Origin of the sequence: Mycobacterium sp. (assembly GCF_035697385.1) — a bacterium.
Lineage (GTDB): Bacteria > Actinomycetota > Actinomycetes > Mycobacteriales > Mycobacteriaceae > Mycobacterium.
This window is the reverse complement of the sequence record NZ_DASSCY010000137.1, coordinates 1-14443: the sequence shown is the minus strand read 5'-3', so window position 1 is coordinate 14443 and position 14443 is coordinate 1. Positions and strand designations below refer to the sequence as shown.

At 65.3% G+C, this 14443-nt stretch carries 15 protein-coding genes; 5 read left to right on the top strand and 10 right to left on the bottom strand.

The features are described from left to right. The 4 genes from VFH65_RS11665 to VFH65_RS11650 form a co-directional block, all read right to left on the bottom strand. A partial coding sequence (locus VFH65_RS11665; protein WP_353321603.1) for an enoyl-CoA hydratase/isomerase family protein occupies nucleotides 1–419 on the bottom strand: 419 nt, incomplete at its 3' end. Nucleotides 420–449: 30 nt separating this feature from the next. Next, nucleotides 450–1538 carry an acyl-CoA dehydrogenase family protein gene (locus tag VFH65_RS11660; protein ID WP_353321601.1) on the bottom strand — a complete coding sequence of 363 codons (1089 nt, stop codon included), beginning with the start codon at nucleotides 1536–1538 and terminating at the stop codon, nucleotides 450–452. Then, nucleotides 1525–2340: an acyl-CoA dehydrogenase family protein gene (locus tag VFH65_RS11655; protein ID WP_353321600.1), complete on the bottom strand. Its 816-nt coding sequence runs from the start codon at nucleotides 2338–2340 to the stop codon at nucleotides 1525–1527. Before VFH65_RS11655 ends, VFH65_RS11660 begins: the two co-directional genes overlap by 14 nt. After that, nucleotides 2325–3722, bottom strand: coding sequence for a class I adenylate-forming enzyme family protein (locus VFH65_RS11650; RefSeq protein ID WP_353321599.1), 1398 nt, complete (start codon nucleotides 3720–3722; stop codon nucleotides 2325–2327). The genes VFH65_RS11655 and VFH65_RS11650 overlap by 16 nt, the downstream gene beginning before the upstream one ends. 114 nt (nucleotides 3723–3836) lie before the next feature. Here VFH65_RS11650 and VFH65_RS11645 point away from each other — a divergent pair, with 114 nt between their 5' ends. Then, on the top strand, nucleotides 3837–4862 hold the full coding sequence (locus tag VFH65_RS11645; protein WP_353321605.1) for a ferredoxin--NADP reductase: 1026 nt from the start codon (nucleotides 3837–3839) through the stop codon (nucleotides 4860–4862). Here VFH65_RS11645 and VFH65_RS11640 read toward each other — a convergent pair. From VFH65_RS11640 to VFH65_RS11625, 4 genes are read right to left on the bottom strand one after another with little or no spacing between them, the layout of a single operon-like run. Beyond that, complete coding sequence (locus VFH65_RS11640) at nucleotides 4850–5899, bottom strand: CaiB/BaiF CoA transferase family protein (RefSeq protein ID WP_353321597.1); 1050 nt, start codon at nucleotides 5897–5899, stop codon at nucleotides 4850–4852. The genes VFH65_RS11645 and VFH65_RS11640 overlap by 13 nt on opposite strands. Continuing rightward, nucleotides 5896–6852, bottom strand: coding sequence for an LLM class F420-dependent oxidoreductase (locus tag VFH65_RS11635; RefSeq protein WP_353321596.1), 957 nt, complete (start codon nucleotides 6850–6852; stop codon nucleotides 5896–5898). The genes VFH65_RS11640 and VFH65_RS11635 overlap by 4 nt, the downstream gene beginning before the upstream one ends. Further along, complete coding sequence (locus tag VFH65_RS11630) at nucleotides 6853–7251, bottom strand: cobalamin B12-binding domain-containing protein (RefSeq protein ID WP_353321595.1); 399 nt, start codon at nucleotides 7249–7251, stop codon at nucleotides 6853–6855. Beyond that, nucleotides 7252–8829, bottom strand: a complete 1578-nt coding sequence (locus tag VFH65_RS11625) for a methylmalonyl-CoA mutase family protein (RefSeq protein ID WP_353321594.1) — start codon at nucleotides 8827–8829, stop codon at nucleotides 7252–7254. Nucleotides 8830–9016: 187 nt separating this feature from the next. Here VFH65_RS11625 and VFH65_RS11620 point away from each other — a divergent pair, with 187 nt between their 5' ends. From VFH65_RS11620 to VFH65_RS11605, 4 genes are read left to right on the top strand one after another with little or no spacing between them, the layout of a single operon-like run. Then, nucleotides 9017–9841, top strand: a complete 825-nt coding sequence (locus VFH65_RS11620) for an SDR family oxidoreductase (RefSeq protein WP_353321593.1) — start codon at nucleotides 9017–9019, stop codon at nucleotides 9839–9841. Further along, nucleotides 9838–11331 carry a class I adenylate-forming enzyme family protein gene (locus VFH65_RS11615; RefSeq protein ID WP_353321591.1) on the top strand — a complete coding sequence of 498 codons (1494 nt, stop codon included), beginning with the start codon at nucleotides 9838–9840 and terminating at the stop codon, nucleotides 11329–11331. The genes VFH65_RS11620 and VFH65_RS11615 overlap by 4 nt, the downstream gene beginning before the upstream one ends. Beyond that, on the top strand, nucleotides 11328–11630 hold the full coding sequence (locus VFH65_RS11610) for a hypothetical protein (protein WP_353321589.1): 303 nt from the start codon (nucleotides 11328–11330) through the stop codon (nucleotides 11628–11630). Before VFH65_RS11615 ends, VFH65_RS11610 begins: the two co-directional genes overlap by 4 nt. A gap of 12 nt (nucleotides 11631–11642) precedes the next feature. Further along, nucleotides 11643–13115 carry an adenylate/guanylate cyclase domain-containing protein gene (locus VFH65_RS11605; RefSeq protein WP_353321587.1) on the top strand — a complete coding sequence of 491 codons (1473 nt, stop codon included), beginning with the start codon at nucleotides 11643–11645 and terminating at the stop codon, nucleotides 13113–13115. On the opposite strand, the gene VFH65_RS32055 is transcribed toward VFH65_RS11605, so the two are convergent. Both VFH65_RS32055 and VFH65_RS11595 read right to left on the bottom strand, forming a co-directional pair. Further along, the gene (locus VFH65_RS32055) at nucleotides 13112–13399 is read right to left on the bottom strand and encodes an SDR family oxidoreductase (protein WP_414688401.1); all 288 of its coding nucleotides are present in this window, start codon (nucleotides 13397–13399) and stop codon (nucleotides 13112–13114) included. The genes VFH65_RS11605 and VFH65_RS32055 overlap by 4 nt on opposite strands. Continuing rightward, the coding region (locus tag VFH65_RS11595) for an amidohydrolase family protein (RefSeq protein WP_353321586.1) at nucleotides 13326–14443 on the bottom strand (1118 nt) is incomplete at its 5' end. The genes VFH65_RS11595 and VFH65_RS32055, both read right to left, overlap by 74 nt.

Sequence of the window (14443 nt, the reverse complement as noted above, 5' to 3'; positions counted from 1 at the left end):
ACCTGCACGTGCGGGTCGGCGAGATAGGCCTCCTCGCCGATGTAGACGATGTCGCTCAACGCGACCAGGCTGCAGCCCAAGCCGACCGCCGGGCCATTCACGGCCGCTACCACCGGAATTCGGCAGCGCGCCATGCCGAGCACGATCTCGCGGCCATGCAGAATCGTCTTGGCCCGCAGGTCGGGATCGCCTCGCAACTCGTTGAGGTAGGCGAAGTCGCCACCCGCGGAGAATGCTCGACCGGCCCCGGTGATCACCGCCGCGCGTGCCTCCCGGTCCTCGCCCAACCGCGACCACAGGTGGGCCAACCCGGTGTGCAGCGAATCGTTGACGGCGTTGAGCGCGTCGGGGCGGTTCAGCGTGATGATGCGCAGCGCACCGTCGGCGCGGACGTCGATTTCGGCTGGCATATCGTACATTTCAAACTCCTTTGCTCTTCGCGCAAGCGCTCATCGCACTCCCAGTCCGAGGATTCGCGACGCGATGATGTTCTTCTGAATTTGCGATGTGCCGCCCATGACGCTCTGCGCGCGGCTGTACAGGTAGGCGCTCAACAGCTCTGGGTCACTGGTTCCGGTGACGGCCAGCGCCGCGTGTCCGACGGACTGCTCGGTCCACGTCATCAGCAGCTTGTCCAGTGACCCCTGCGGCCCGTGCTTGATGCCGTCGAGCTGTTCGGAGAGCCTGCGCCGCACATGCAGGCGCAGCATCTCGGCCTCCACCGCGGCCCACACCAGCTCGGCCGGCGCCTGCTCCACACGGGATGCCATCTCCCGCACCAGTTTTCCGTACCGAGCGGAATAGCCCAGAGTCGACGGTTCGCGTTCGTGGCTGACCACCGTCATCGCGAGTGCCCAGCCCTCGCCTGGCGAGCCGACCATCTGATCGGCGGGCACCACCGCGCCGTCGAAAGCTACCTGACCGAATTCGGTTGTCACACCGTTGATCATCTTCAAGGGTCGTTGCTCGATCCCCGGCTGATGCATCGAGACGATGAATGCCGAGATGCCCTTGTGCCGCGGCACCTCCTTGTCGGTCCGGGCAAGCACCAGGCACCAGTCCGCGACGTCGGAGTAACTGGTCCAGATCTTGTGACCATGAATGACGTAATTATCGCCATCGCGGGTGGCGGTGGTGGTCAGCGACGCGAGGTCGGACCCGGCTCCCGGTTCACTGAAGCCCTGGCACCACCGCTCGGTTCCGTTGATCATGCCGGGCAGGAAGCGCTGCTGCAGTTCCTTGCTGCCGTGGTGGCCCAGTCCCACCACCAGATAGCCCAGGCTGGGTCGCGGCGGGGCGCCGGCACGGGCCAGCTCCTCGTCGACGATGACGTCGTACACCGGAGCTAACTCCTGGCCGCCGAACTCTCGCGGCCACGAGGTGCCGAAAAACCCTGCCTGATAAAGGGCTTGGTGCCACTCACCCTGGCGGGTCCAATAGTCGTCGCCGGACGCCTTGAACGTCCCTGCGTTGTCGGACAGCCAGGTCCTCAGCTTGTCCCGGAAGTCGGCTTCCTCCGGCGAATCACGAAAATCCAAGATCGATGTCCTCCAGGCGTACGGGCCACAGTTCGGTGGTTGTCAGCACTCGGCGCAGGTACACGTGGGCCAGGCATTCCCAGGTGTTCCCGATGCCGCCGTGTACTTGGATTGCGGTCTCGCAGACGGTCCGTGCTGCGCGTGCGCAGTACAGCTTGGCGATCCGTGCGGCCTGGACAGCCTCGGCGGGATCCAGTTCGTCGACGGCCCACGCCGCATGCCGCAGCACGCTGATCGAGCCTTCGATCAACGCAAGGCCTTCCGCGAGCATGTGGGCGATGGCCTGATACGACCCGATCGACGAACCGTACTGCTCGCGAACCTTCGCATAATCCACCGCGAGCGCGTGCACGCCGCGTGCAGCGCCGAGAAGATCTGCAGTGGTGGTCACCAGCGCGAGCGCACGCCAGCGCTGCGCGTCGTCGCTGGAAAGCTCCCCGAGTTCTGCCGGCGCCCCGACCACGCCGGCAGAAACTCGGGTGAGATCGACGGACCCGCTCCCGGTGTCCGTCGCCGACGGCGCACGCCCGGTGAGCCGTTGCAGATCGTCGGCCAGTATCGGCCCGAGGAAGGGGACGTCGACCAAACCGCGCGCGAATTCCTCAGCGACAACAGCGACTTCGACGCCTGACGCTCCGTCCGAGCGCAGCGTTCTAAAGCCGGTCGCATCGACGGCCTTTTCCAGCCGGCCGATGCGGTTGTCGTCGGACAGATCCGCAACCGATCCGGGTCCGAGGTCGTCGGCCAGCTTTGCGGCGGCATCCCGCAGCTGCTGCTGTTCGGTTGTCAGACGGACGTCCACAGACGCTCCTTCAGCACTCTTCGCAACACCTTTCCAGAGGGTAGGCGCGGTATGTCCGGCACGAGCACCACTCGACTCGGCCGTTTGTACGACGCCAGACGGTCCCCGACGAGCGCAACCAGCTCGTCGGTCTCAACCGGTACACGCGCCTTGACTGCGGCGACGACCGCTTCGCCGTTGACTGCGTCCGGAACGCCGAACACCGCACAATCCTCGACGGCCGGATGCCCGTGCAGGACGGCCTCGATCTCAGCGGGCGCGACCTGGAAACCGCGCACCTTGATCATCTCTTTGGATCGGTCGGTGATGCGCAACCACCCCTCATCGTCGAGGTGGCCGACGTCGCCCGTGCGATACCAGCGGCCGTCGAACGCCTCAGCCGTCGCCGAATGCGGAAGATAGCCGGCCATAACCGAATCCGAGCGCACCTGGATTTCACCGAGTTCGCCTGGCGCCACCGGCTCTCCGGTGTCCAACGAGACGACCCGAACGCTCACGCCGGGTGCGGGGCGGCCGACGCTGTCCAGCCGCGCACCTTCGATCTCGTTGCATGCGATGACCGGCAATTCGCTTGCGCCGTAAGCCGTCACCCAGTTGACGCCGGTCCTTCGCGTAACGGCTTCAGCCACACTCTGGGTGACCGGTGTCGCGCACCACATGATGTAACGCAGTGACGACAGGTCGTAGTTCTCCAGCTCGGGGTGGGCCGCCAGTGCTAATGCGATTGGTGCGACGGCCATTTCGATGGTGATCCGGTCATCCTCGATGTGCCGCAGCATGAGGTCGATGTCGAATCGCCGGTGCAGCCGGATCCAGGTGCCGGTGTCCAGCGCCATCGCAATATTCAGCAGACCAAGTATGTGCGACGGCGGCGTCATGATCTGCATGCGATCCGCCGACGTCAGATGCAGCGCGTCGCGCCAGTGCCGAACGGCCACCGCGAACGAGCCATGCGTGTGACGCACTGCCTTCGGCAACCCTGTCGTGCCGGAGCTGAACACGAACAGCGCATCGGAGTCGGGCGGCGGCGCCTCGAACGAGCGCCGTCCCGGCGTGATGGGCTCGTCCAGGTGCAGCATCGGCATCGCCTCGGCTAACACAGGATGGTCGCCGACGGCATGAGCGGGATGTGTCAGCGCGAGGGCATGGTCGACCTCGGTCCGCTTCCACGCCGGGCTGAGTAAGACCGCGGACGCACCAAGACGCCAGATGGCGCGCAGCGCGATGACGAATTCCGGACGGTTCGACGACATCAGTGCCACCCGCTCGCCGGCGCGCACTCCGCGGTGCTCGAGCGTGGTCGCCATGCCGCTGGCCAGCGCGTCGAGCTGTGCCAGGGTGTACTCCTGGTCCTCGAACGCGAGAGCGATCGGCCCACTCACGTCGCTCTCGCCCCTTCCAGCCTGCGGGTACACACCTCGGAGAAGATCCGCGGTTGTCGAGGAGAATAGTATTCTCTTATTATCAGAATGACAATGCCAGACGATAGGGACCCAATGGCCAAGCCGCATCTGTTCCATCGCGCGACGGTGTCTCGGATCATCAAGGAGACCGCCGACGCCAGGACGTTCGTGCTGGCCCCGGATGAGACGCCGTTCCCCTACCGGGCCGGCCAGTTCTGCACGTTCAAGGTAAACGTGGAGGGCCAGGACCTGTACCGGTCGTATTCGATGTCCAGTGCACCCGAGACCGACTCCGAAATCGCGACCACCGTCAAACGGGTGCCCGGCGGCAAGGTGTCGAACTGGATGCTCGACAACCTCGTCGAAGGCGACGAGGTGACGCTCACCCGGGCCGCCGGCACCTTCTGCTTGACCGATACCTCCGCGCCGCTGCTGGGGTTCAGCGGCGGCAGCGGCGTCACGCCGATCCTGTCGCTGGCCAAGAGCGCCCTGGCCACCACCGACCGTCGGGTGCGCCTGCTATGCGCCGATCGCGACCGGCAGTCGATGATCTTCGAAGGGGTGCTCGACGATCTCGTCGCGCGTTACCCCGACCGGCTCACGGTGGTGCGCCACATCGACGCCGACAGTGGGCTGCTCGGCCCGGCCAGCGTGGTCGATTTCGTCGGCGAGGACACCGACGCCGACTGCTACGTCTGCGGGCCAGAAGGATTCATGTCCGTCGTCACAGCGGCGTTGCCAGGCCCCGGCAAGGTGTTCATCGAGGATTTCGACGCCGCACCTGCCCCGATTGCGGACTCCGAAGCACCCGAGCCCGCCTCCGCCGAACAGGCCGCAGATGTCCAGGGCACCATCACGATTCACCTGGATCGCGAGAAGGCGACGGTCCCCCAAGTCGCCAAGGAGACGCTGCTGGAAAGCGCCCGGCGGGCGGGCATGTCACCGCCGTTCTCCTGCGAGGCCGGCAACTGCGGCACCTGCATGGCGCGGCTGTCGGAAGGCAGCGCGACCATGCGAGTCAACGACGCGCTGATGGATGACGAGGTCGAAGACGGCTACGTCCTGACCTGCCAGGCAGTTCCTGATACCCCTTCAGTGACAGTGCATTACGAGGATTGATGCTGGGCGTGTTCGTCTAAGCCCGGCGCCGGCCGGTACTCGGGCTCGTACCCGCCGATGCGGATCGGGGTGCCCACCAATCGGAAGTTCCCGGCTGTCACGATGACCTCCGGTGTGGCCTCCAGCGCTTCGGGCAGCGTCCGGACAGCAGCGACAGGGATGCCAAGCGGGCGCAATCGCGTTTCCCAGTTCATGGCGGTATCGGTAGCCAGCGCGGCGCTGACGACGGCCAGCACCTCTTCGCGTCGGGCGGCGCGCTCGGCCATCGTCGGAAAGCCGTCGACGCCCGCTTCGGCGGCGAAGGCCTTCCAGAACGCGTCGTGGGTGATGAACAAAGCCAAGTAGCCGTCAGCAGTCGTAAACAACTGCGCCGGAACGTAATACGAGTGCGCACCGTGCGGATGTCGCTGTGGCTCGATTCCGTCGTTGAGGTAGGCCGACGCCCGGTAGTTCAGCTGGGACAGCATCACGTCGCGCAGCGACACGTCCACCTGGCCACCACGGCCCGAGACTATCTGGGCCAAGAGTCCCAGCGCGGCAGCGAGCCCCGTGGAGTTGTCGGCCGACGAGTACCCCGGCAGTGTCGGCGGTCCATCCGGATCACCCGTCATGGCCGCGACACCTGTGGCCGCCTGAATGACGTAGTCGAAGGCCGGGTCGTCGCCGCCGTCCAACCCGAACCCGGTCATCGCGACGCAGACGATCCGCTCGTTGAACTGCCGCAGCGTGTCGTAGGTGAGCCCGAGCCGGCGAATCGCGGACGGCTTCATATTCACCAGCAGCGCATGCGATTCCGCGACCAGCTCGCCGAGCCGTTGGCGCCCGGCGTCGGACCGCAGGTCCAGGCAGACGCTCTGCTTGTTGCGATTCAGACTGGCGAAGTAGCTCTCGCTCACCTGGCGGGAGATCTCGCCGCCCGGCGGCTCGATCTTGATGACTTCCGCGCCAAGGTCGGCAAGCAGCATGGTGGCGTACGGACCGGCGAGCATTACGCCGACCTCGAGGATTCGGATACCCGATAACGGCCCTGGGCTCATCGCACTTCGTCAGCCAGCTGCGAAATGACTTCTCGCGTTCGGTATTTCGAAGCGATCAACTCGTCGCGCGTCTCGCCGATCGGAAGCAGCCGTACCGACAGATCCGTGACTCCCGCATCGGCAAACTTCTTGAACCGGGCCAGTATCGCTTCCTCGTCACCGGCCGCGCACAGATCGCCGACATCACGGGCATCACCGCGATCGAGCAGCTTCTGGTAGTTGGGCGACGTCTCCGCCTCGGCGAGAATGCGGTTGGCCCGCTCCTTCGCAGCGCCGATCTCGGAGTTGGCGCACAGGCATACCGGTATGCCCGCGACGATTCGCGGCGCAGGACGTCCGGCGTTGTCGGCAGCCTTGGTGATTCGTGGCGCGATGTGGTCGCCGATGGCTCGCTCGTCTGCCATCCACAGCACCGTGCCGTCGGCGAGTTCGCCTGCGATCTGCAGCATCACCGGCCCGAGAGCCGCTACCAGCACCGGCATCGGAGTCTCGGCACCGAGCGCAGTCGGGTTGTGCACGGTGAACGTCGAGTTCTCGACGTCGACGGGACCTGGGCCCTTCAAGGCGGTGTTGAGGACTTCGAGGTAGTCGCGCGTGTACGCGGCCGGCTTCTCGTACGGGATGCCGAGCATGTCACGGACGATCCAGTGGTGCGACGGCCCGACACCGAGCGCCAGCCTGCCGCCGGTGCCCGCGTGTATCGACAATGCCTGGCGCGCCAACGCAATCGGATGCTGAGCCTGTAGTGGCACCACGGCCGTGCCGAGCTCGATACGTGTCGTCCGGTTGCCCATGAGGGCGACCATGGTCAGCGCGTCGAAGTCGTCGGGCACCTGTGGCATCCACGCGGTGTCCAGTCCGGCTCCTTCTGCCCACTCGATGTCCTGTAGGAGCTTCTTGACCTTACGAGCCATGTCACCGCGCTCGGCCCCTATCATCACGCCAAGGCGCATCTAATCGACCCTTTCAGACGTCAGCTTGCGCACCTCGTCGACGAGGACTTCCAGGGGTGTGCCGGTCGGGAACACCGCCGCGGCACCGGCTTCCAGCAGCTTGGGCACGTCGGTCTGTGGGATGGTGCCACCGACGACGACAGCGATGTCGCCGGCGTCGGCAGCGCGCAGCGCCTCGACAGTGCGGGTGGTCAGGGCGACGTGAGCCCCCGACAGGATCGAAAGGCCCACCAGCGCAACATCTTCCTGCAACGCGATCGACACGATGTCCTCAATGCGCTGGCGAATGCCGGTGTAGATAACCTCGAAACCGGCATCGCGCAGCGTCCGAGCGACGATCTTCGCACCACGGTCGTGGCCGTCGAGGCCAGGTTTGGCGACGAGAACGCGAACAGCCATCTAAAACACCACCGGCTGCTGGAACTCGCCCCACACCGCTTTGAGCGCAGAGACCATCTCGCCCACGGTGCAATAGGCTCCTGCGCAGTCGATCAGTTTGTGCATCAGGTTGTCGGTCCCTTCCGCGGCTTGGGATAACGCAGCGAGGCTGGCCGCGACCGCGGCGGAGTCCCTCTCGGCCTTGACCTTCGACAGTCGTTTCAGCTGAAGATCACGGCCCTCGGCGTCCAGTTCGTAGGTGGAGATCTCCGGTGGCGGCTCGTCGGCGACGAACTTGTTGACCCCGACAACGGGCCGAACACCAGACTCCACCTCTTGATGGATCTTGAATGCTTCATCGGCGATCAACCCCTGCAGGTAGCCGTCCTCGATCGCGCGCACCATGCCACCGTGCGCCTCGAGATCACCCATGATCTCGATGATCTTCTCCTCGGTGGCGTCGGTGAGCGCCTCGACGAAATACGAACCGCCGAGCGGGTCGGCGACCGCGGTCACGCCGGTTTCGTAGGCCAGGATCTGCTGGGTGCGCAGCGCCAGCGTCGCGGATTCCTCGCTGGGCAGCGCGAATGGCTCGTCCCATGCGGCGGTGAACATCGACTGCACACCGCCCAGCACCGCTGCCATCGACTCGTAGGCCACGCGCACGAGGTTGTTCTGGGCCTGCGGCGCATACAGCGACGCGCCACCGGCGACACAGCCGAACCGGAACATCGACGCCTTGTCCGTGGCGGCGCCGTACCGTTCGCGCACGATCGTGGCCCACCGCCGGCGGCCGGCCCGGTACTTGGCGATCTCCTCGAAGAAGTCCCCGTGGGTATAGAAGAAAAAGGAGATCTGAGGCGCGAACTGGTCGATGGTCATGCGGCCCCGCTCAACAACGGTGTCGCAATACGTGACGCCGTCAGCCAGGGTGAACGCCATCTCCTGCACCGCGTTGGCGCCGGCGTCGCGGAAATGCGCACCGGCGACCGAAATCGCGTTGAACCTGGGTACTTCGCCAGCACAGAACTCGATGGTGTCGGCGATCAGCCGCAGCGAGGGCTCCGGCGGCCAGATCCAGGTGCCCCGCGACGCGTATTCCTTCAGGATGTCGTTCTGGATGGTGCCGGTCAGCTTGGCCCGCGGCACACCCTTCTTCTCCGCGGCGGCGACGTAAAAGGCCAGCAGGATCGCGGCAGTGCCATTGATCGTGAAGCTGGTGCTGATCTTGTCCAGTGGAATGCCGTCGAACAGGATCTCGGCATCCGCGAGCGTGTCCACCGCGACGCCGACCCGGCCGACCTCCTCACCGAACTCCGGATCGTCGGAGTCGTATCCACACTGGGTGGGTAGGTCCAACGCCACCGACAGCCCCGTACCGCCCTGGTCCAGCAGGTAGCGGTAGCGGCGGTTGGACTCCTCGGCCGTGCCGAAACCCGAGTACTGACGGAACGTCCATAGCTTGCCGCGATACCCACTGGCGAAGTTCCCGCGGGTGAACGGATATGCGCCGGGCGCCGGCGGGTCGCCGGTCCGGTCGGCCGGCCCGTAGACGGGCTCGAGCGGGATGCCGGAGGGGGTGTGTACTGGCTCGGTCATCAATGGATAACGTACTTGCAAGAAATGAGAATGCCAATACCGCTGGCTGGAAACGTGCAGTGAGAGGGGCCCGGCTCGACCGCAATACATCGACGGAAGCCCCAGTAAACAGCGATTATGGCACTTGCCTAGAATGAGAATGCCAATACCATTCCGGATGGAGTGGACGGCAACACCGAGGAGGCCCATGTCCACGTTCACTGACCGCACGCTCGTCGTCTCCGGCGGCAGCCGCGGCATCGGACTGGCGATCGCGCTCGGCGCCGCAAGGCAGGGCGCCAATGTGGTGTTGCTGGCGAAGACGGCCGAACCGCACCCCAAGTTGCCGGGGACCGTCCACACCGCCGTCGCCGAGGTCGAAGCGGCGGGCGGCAAGGGCGTCGCCGTCGTTGGCGACGTCCGCAACGAGGAGGACGTGCAGCGCGCCGTCGACACCGCCGTCGAGCATTTCGGGGGTGTCGACATCTGCGTGAACAACGCCAGCGCCATCGCGACCGAACCCACCGAAGCGCTGTCGGCCAAGAAGTTCGATCTCATGATGGACATCAACGTGCGCGGCACATTCCTGCTGACGAAGGCAGCCCTGCCGTACCTTCGCAAGTCACCCAACGCTCACGTGCTGACGCTGGCGCCGCCGCTCAACATGAACCCGCATTGGCTGGGCGCCCACCCGTCGTACACGCTCTCGAAGTACGGGATGACGCTGCTGTCGCTGGGCTGGGCGGCCGAATATGCCGACGCCGGCATCGGTTTTGCCTGCCTGTGGCCAGAGACCTACATCGCCACCTCTGCGGTGACCAACCTCGCTGACGGCGACAATTTGGCGGCTCGGTCGCGCGATCCGCAGATCATGGGTGACGCCGCTGTCGAGATTTTCTCCCGGCCCGCGGCCGACGTGAACGGCCAGTGCTACATCGACTCCGAACTGCTCGCCGATGCCGGCGTATCGGATTTGTCCCGCTACGGCGGCGGCGACGATCCGATCCTTGATATCTTCGTCGACAAACCATGAGTATTTCTTTGCTGCTCGAGATGGCTTCCTCGAGCAATCCGGACCGGACGGCAGTGGTGTCCGGCGAGATGCGGCTGACCACAACCGAACTGAGTGCACTCGCCGACGGCGGAGCCGGTGTGATCGCGGCATCGGGCGCGGGGCACGCGGCCTATGTCGGCCTCGGCGGCGTCATGCTGCCGCTGTTGCTGTTCTCCTCGGCCCGTGCCGGGGTAGCTTTCACACCCCTGAACTACCGACTGAGCGAGGATGGCCTGCGGCAGCTGATCGAACGGCTACCCACGCCGCTGGTGATCGCGGACGCCGAGTACCGCGACGTTGTCGCCGGCACCGGCAGGCAGGTGATCAGCTCACAGGAGTTCATCGAGGCGGCCCGCAACGCAGAGCCGGCCGCCGAGTTTGCCGATCCCGACGACGTCGCGGTCGTGCTCTTCACCTCGGGCACCACGTCGAGACCCAAAGCCGTTGAGCTGACGCATAACAACCTGACAAGCTATGTCACCGGCACCGTCGAATTCGACGCAGCGGACGCAGATGACGCCGCGTTGATCTGCGTGCCTCCGTACCACATCGCCGGTGTCGGTGCGGCACTCTCGAATCTGTACGCGGGCCGAAAAATGGTGTACCTGCCCAAGTTCGACCCAAACGAGTGGGTCCGCCTGGTCCGCGACGAAGGCGTCACGACGGCGACCGTGGTGCCGACGATGCTCGACCGCATCGTGTCGGTTCTGGAGAGCCAACCGGTGGAACTGCCGACGCTGCGCAACCTCGCCTACGGCGGGTCGAAGGTCGCGCTTCCATTGGTGCGCAAGGCTCTTGGCCTGCTGCCCGACGTCGGCTTCGTGAACGCGTACGGACTCACCGAGACCAGCTCGACCATCGCGGTCCTCTCCCCCGACGACCATCGCGCCGCACTCGGCTCGGCAGACGCGGCGGTGGCCCGGCGGCTCGGCTCGGTAGGCCAACCGGTGCCCGGCATCGAGATACAGATCCGTGGCGACGACGACGCAGTCCTCGCGGCGGGCGAGACGGGCGAGCTGTTCGTGCGCGGGGAGCAGGTGTCCGGGCGGTACGCGGAGATCGGCTCGGTCCTCGACGCCGAAGGGTGGTTCCCAACCAAAGACATCGCCATGCTCGACGAAGACGGCTACCTCTTCATCGGTGGTCGCTCCGACGACACCATCATCCGCGGCGGCGAGAACATCGCGCCTGCCGAGATCGAGGATGTTCTCGTCGAACACCCGTCGGTGCGCGATTGCGTCGTGGTCGGTCCCGAAGATCCCGAGTGGGGTCAGATCATCGTCGCGGTGGTGGTGCCCGCCGCCAACATGACACCCGATCCAGACGAACTGCGCGAGCATGTCCGAGCACACCTGCGCGGATCACGCACCCCGGACCTCGTGGTGTTCCGGGACGAGCTGCCCACCAACGCGACCGGCAAGGTGCTGCGCCGCGAGCTGGTCGACGAATTGACAAGGAGCCGAACATGATCAAGAACGGCACGCGGCTGCAGAGCCAGGTTTGCGACACTCAGGTGATCGTGGTGCGCACGTCCGACAGCCTCGACGACCTCCGCGCCGGAGGGGCGCCGATGGTGCCGATCGACAGCCAAAAGTCGGCCGACGCCACTCTGGATCCGGCGTTCTCGGATGGCGCCGTGATGGGCAAACGCTACGTCGACGAGACCGGAGCCGAGGTGCTGGTGACGAAGGCCGGCGCAGGAACCCTGTCTGTCGGGACTACCGCGCTGACATTGAAGGAAGCCAAGCCGCTACCGGCCAGCGACTGACACCATGGCCTAATGAGGCCAAGCGACTTGCGCATCAGATACGGCGCAGGTCTCGCGTTCGCTTATCTCCTTTCTGCCGCCGAAGTCGTCGCCATCGTCATATCGGTGAGCGGCGAAACAGTCATCGGCGCGCAGGCGGTGATGAGCGTGACGAACCTGATCGCGACGGTGGCAATCGTCATCGCCGGAATCGTTACCGTATCCCTAGGCGGCATCGCCTTGGTCGCTCGTGCTTTCCACAGACCTGATCCGAGTCGCGAATCAACTTCGCCCGCACAGCGAAAAACACCGCATATCACCAGGCGCCAGTCCGCGATCCTGCTGACGCCATGGGCCATCGCGGCGGCCGTGATGATTCCCTTGAACATCGACGCAGGTGGCCGAGTCACGCTACTGATCGCTTCGTCGATCTTGTTCGGCTCGACGTCGACCGTGTGTTCAGGCTTCCTGTTCACCCAACGTGCGCTTCGCTCGTTAATGGTGGCTTCCACAGCGGATCTCGAGCACGCCGAAAAGGCGCCAGGCGTCCGGGCCAGGCTGATCCTGATGTGGACGCTGTGCACTGCGCTTCCCGGTGCGGGGATCGTGGTGCTCGTGCTGCTGCGAGCCAACGGGTGGATCATCGCGGAAGACGCGCCGATTGAGGTGCCCGTTTTGGTGCTGGCACTCGTCGCCATCCTGCTGGGATTGCGTGCGATGATTCTGGTGGCTTCTTCGATTTCAGATCCGGTTCAGGCGGTCGCCGCCGCGATGGGGGAGGTCGAACGCGGCAACCTTGGCAACATGATCGACGTCTATGAGCGATCCGAAATCGGCCATTTACAAACGGGATTCAACCGTATGGTGGCCGGTCTGCAGGAACGGGAGCAGTTGCGTGATCTGTTTGGCAGGCACGTCGGCACCGAGGTAGCGCGGCGCGCGGTCGAAGAGAACCAGTCGATGTCTGGTGACGAGCGCGAAGCCGCGATCCTCTTCATCGATCTGGTGGGCTCGACACAGTTGACGGCGACGCGCGCCCCACATGAGGTGGCTGAGGTACTCAACGACTTCTTCCGGATCGTCGTCGCACAGGTCGACCAGCGCAACGGGCTGGTCAACAAGTTCCAGGGCGACGCCGCACTGGCGGTGTTCGGCGCACCACTGCGGATCGACGATCCGGCGTCGGCGGCATTGGCCACCGCGCGGGCGCTCGGCGACGAACTGCGGCGGCTTCCGGTCGACTTCGGCATCGGAGTGTCAGCCGGGCCCGTCTTCGCCGGCAACATCGGCGCCGAATACCGGTACGAGTACACGGTCGTCGGCGACGCGGTCAATGAGGCGGCTCGTCTTGCCGATCGCGCCAAGCAGTTCGATGGACGAACGTTGTGTTCAGGCGCGGCCATGGCCCGCGCCGACGTTTCGGAGCGGCGGCACTGGGCCCCGCGCGGTTCGGAGGTACTGCGCGGACGGTCGACTCCCACGGAGATCTCAGTACCGGTCGCCTAGGCGTGTCGGCTCGTTACGCCCCCGTCAACGACGATGTGTGAGCCGGTGATGAACGAGGCCTTTGACGACATCAAAAACGCAACGGCCTCAGCGACTTCCGCGGGTTGACTGATCCGCCCCCCAGTGGCGTCGCCTGCTCGAACCCGGTCCGAACTTCGTCGATGTCCAACGGCCGACCGTCCGCTGCGGAAACTGGTGAGCGCCTGGCGGTTACGCCTTGGCGAGCTGCTTCTCTTCGTAAAGGCGTGCCCATTCCTTACGCGGCCTGATCGACACGTCCACATCCGTCGCCTTGGCCCGCAACGCTTTTACGGTCGCCTCTTCCCGCGGCGTCCTGGCGAACGGGTCCCAGCTGAAGAAGCGGCAGGAGTTCTCCCACGTGATCTTGTTGATGTCGCTGTCATCGGCACCGGCGGCGTTCAATTCGGCCAGCACCTGCTCCGGCGCATCGGGCCAGAAGCAGTCGGAGTGCGGGTAGTCGCATTCCCAGGCGATGATGTCGATGCCGATCTCGTGGCGCAGTTTCAGCGACGTCTTGTCGGTGACGTAGCACGCCAGAGAGTGCTCGCGGAAGACGTCGCTTGGCAGCTTGTCGCCGAAGTCGCGACGCAGCCACTTCTGGTTGGTGTAGTGACGGTCACTGCGATCCAGATAGAAAGGGATCCAACCGATTCCGCCCTCGGAGAATGCGAACTTCAGGTCCGGGTAGTTGCGCATCGCCGGACCCCAGAGCAGATCCTGTGCACACATCGCCGACACCTGAGTGGCCAGGATGATGAGGTTGTCGATCGGCGCATTGGGCGCCATGCTGATCGCCCCGAAACCGGTGCCGATGTGCAGGCACATCACCACCTGCTCATCGGAAAGCGTCTGGAACACCGGACCCCAGTAGTCCTCGTCGTGGTAGCTCGGAAGCCCTTCCAGGTGCGGCAGTTCCGGCATGGTCACCGCTCGGCAGCCCTTGGCCGCCACCCGCCGGATCTCGGCGCACATCGCCTCGGGGTTCCAGGTCGGCAGGATCGCGATCGGGATGAACCGGCCCGGATAGGAGCCCGCCCACTCGTCGATGTGCCAGTCGTTGTAGGCCGACACCATCACCAGCGTGACCTCTTCGCGGTGCATGTTCAGGTGCCGGGCGGAGAAGCCGGTGAAGGTCGGGAAGCACATCGAGGCCAGGATGCCGTTGCGGTTCATGTCGCGAACCCGCTCGTGCACGTCGTACACGCCGGGACGCATCTCGGCGAACCCGGCCGGATCACGACCCCACTCCTCGGCCGGCCACGACACCACCGCGTTGAGTCCGCTGACGCCCTGCGGTCGGCCCTGAT

Excerpts from the sequence above, each read along its gene's own strand:
- VFH65_RS11645 (WP_353321605.1), top strand. The coding sequence starts at position 3,837 with ATGGCCAAGCCGCATCTGTTCCATCGCGCGACGGTGTCTCGGATCATC.
- VFH65_RS11640 (WP_353321597.1), bottom strand. The coding sequence starts at position 5,899 with ATGAGCCCAGGGCCGTTATCGGGTATCCGAATCCTCGAGGTCGGCGTA.
- VFH65_RS11635 (WP_353321596.1), bottom strand. The coding sequence starts at position 6,852 with ATGCGCCTTGGCGTGATGATAGGGGCCGAGCGCGGTGACATGGCTCGT.
- VFH65_RS11630 (WP_353321595.1), bottom strand. The coding sequence starts at position 7,251 with ATGGCTGTTCGCGTTCTCGTCGCCAAACCTGGCCTCGACGGCCACGAC.
- VFH65_RS11625 (WP_353321594.1), bottom strand. The coding sequence starts at position 8,829 with ATGACCGAGCCAGTACACACCCCCTCCGGCATCCCGCTCGAGCCCGTC.
- VFH65_RS11620 (WP_353321593.1), top strand. The coding sequence starts at position 9,017 with ATGTCCACGTTCACTGACCGCACGCTCGTCGTCTCCGGCGGCAGCCGC.
- VFH65_RS11615 (WP_353321591.1), top strand. The coding sequence starts at position 9,838 with ATGAGTATTTCTTTGCTGCTCGAGATGGCTTCCTCGAGCAATCCGGAC.
- VFH65_RS11610 (WP_353321589.1), top strand. The coding sequence starts at position 11,328 with ATGATCAAGAACGGCACGCGGCTGCAGAGCCAGGTTTGCGACACTCAG.
- VFH65_RS11605 (WP_353321587.1), top strand. The coding sequence starts at position 11,643 with ATGAGGCCAAGCGACTTGCGCATCAGATACGGCGCAGGTCTCGCGTTC.
- VFH65_RS32055 (WP_414688401.1), bottom strand. The coding sequence starts at position 13,399 with ATGTGGACGTGTCGATCAGGCCGCGTAAGGAATGGGCACGCCTTTACG.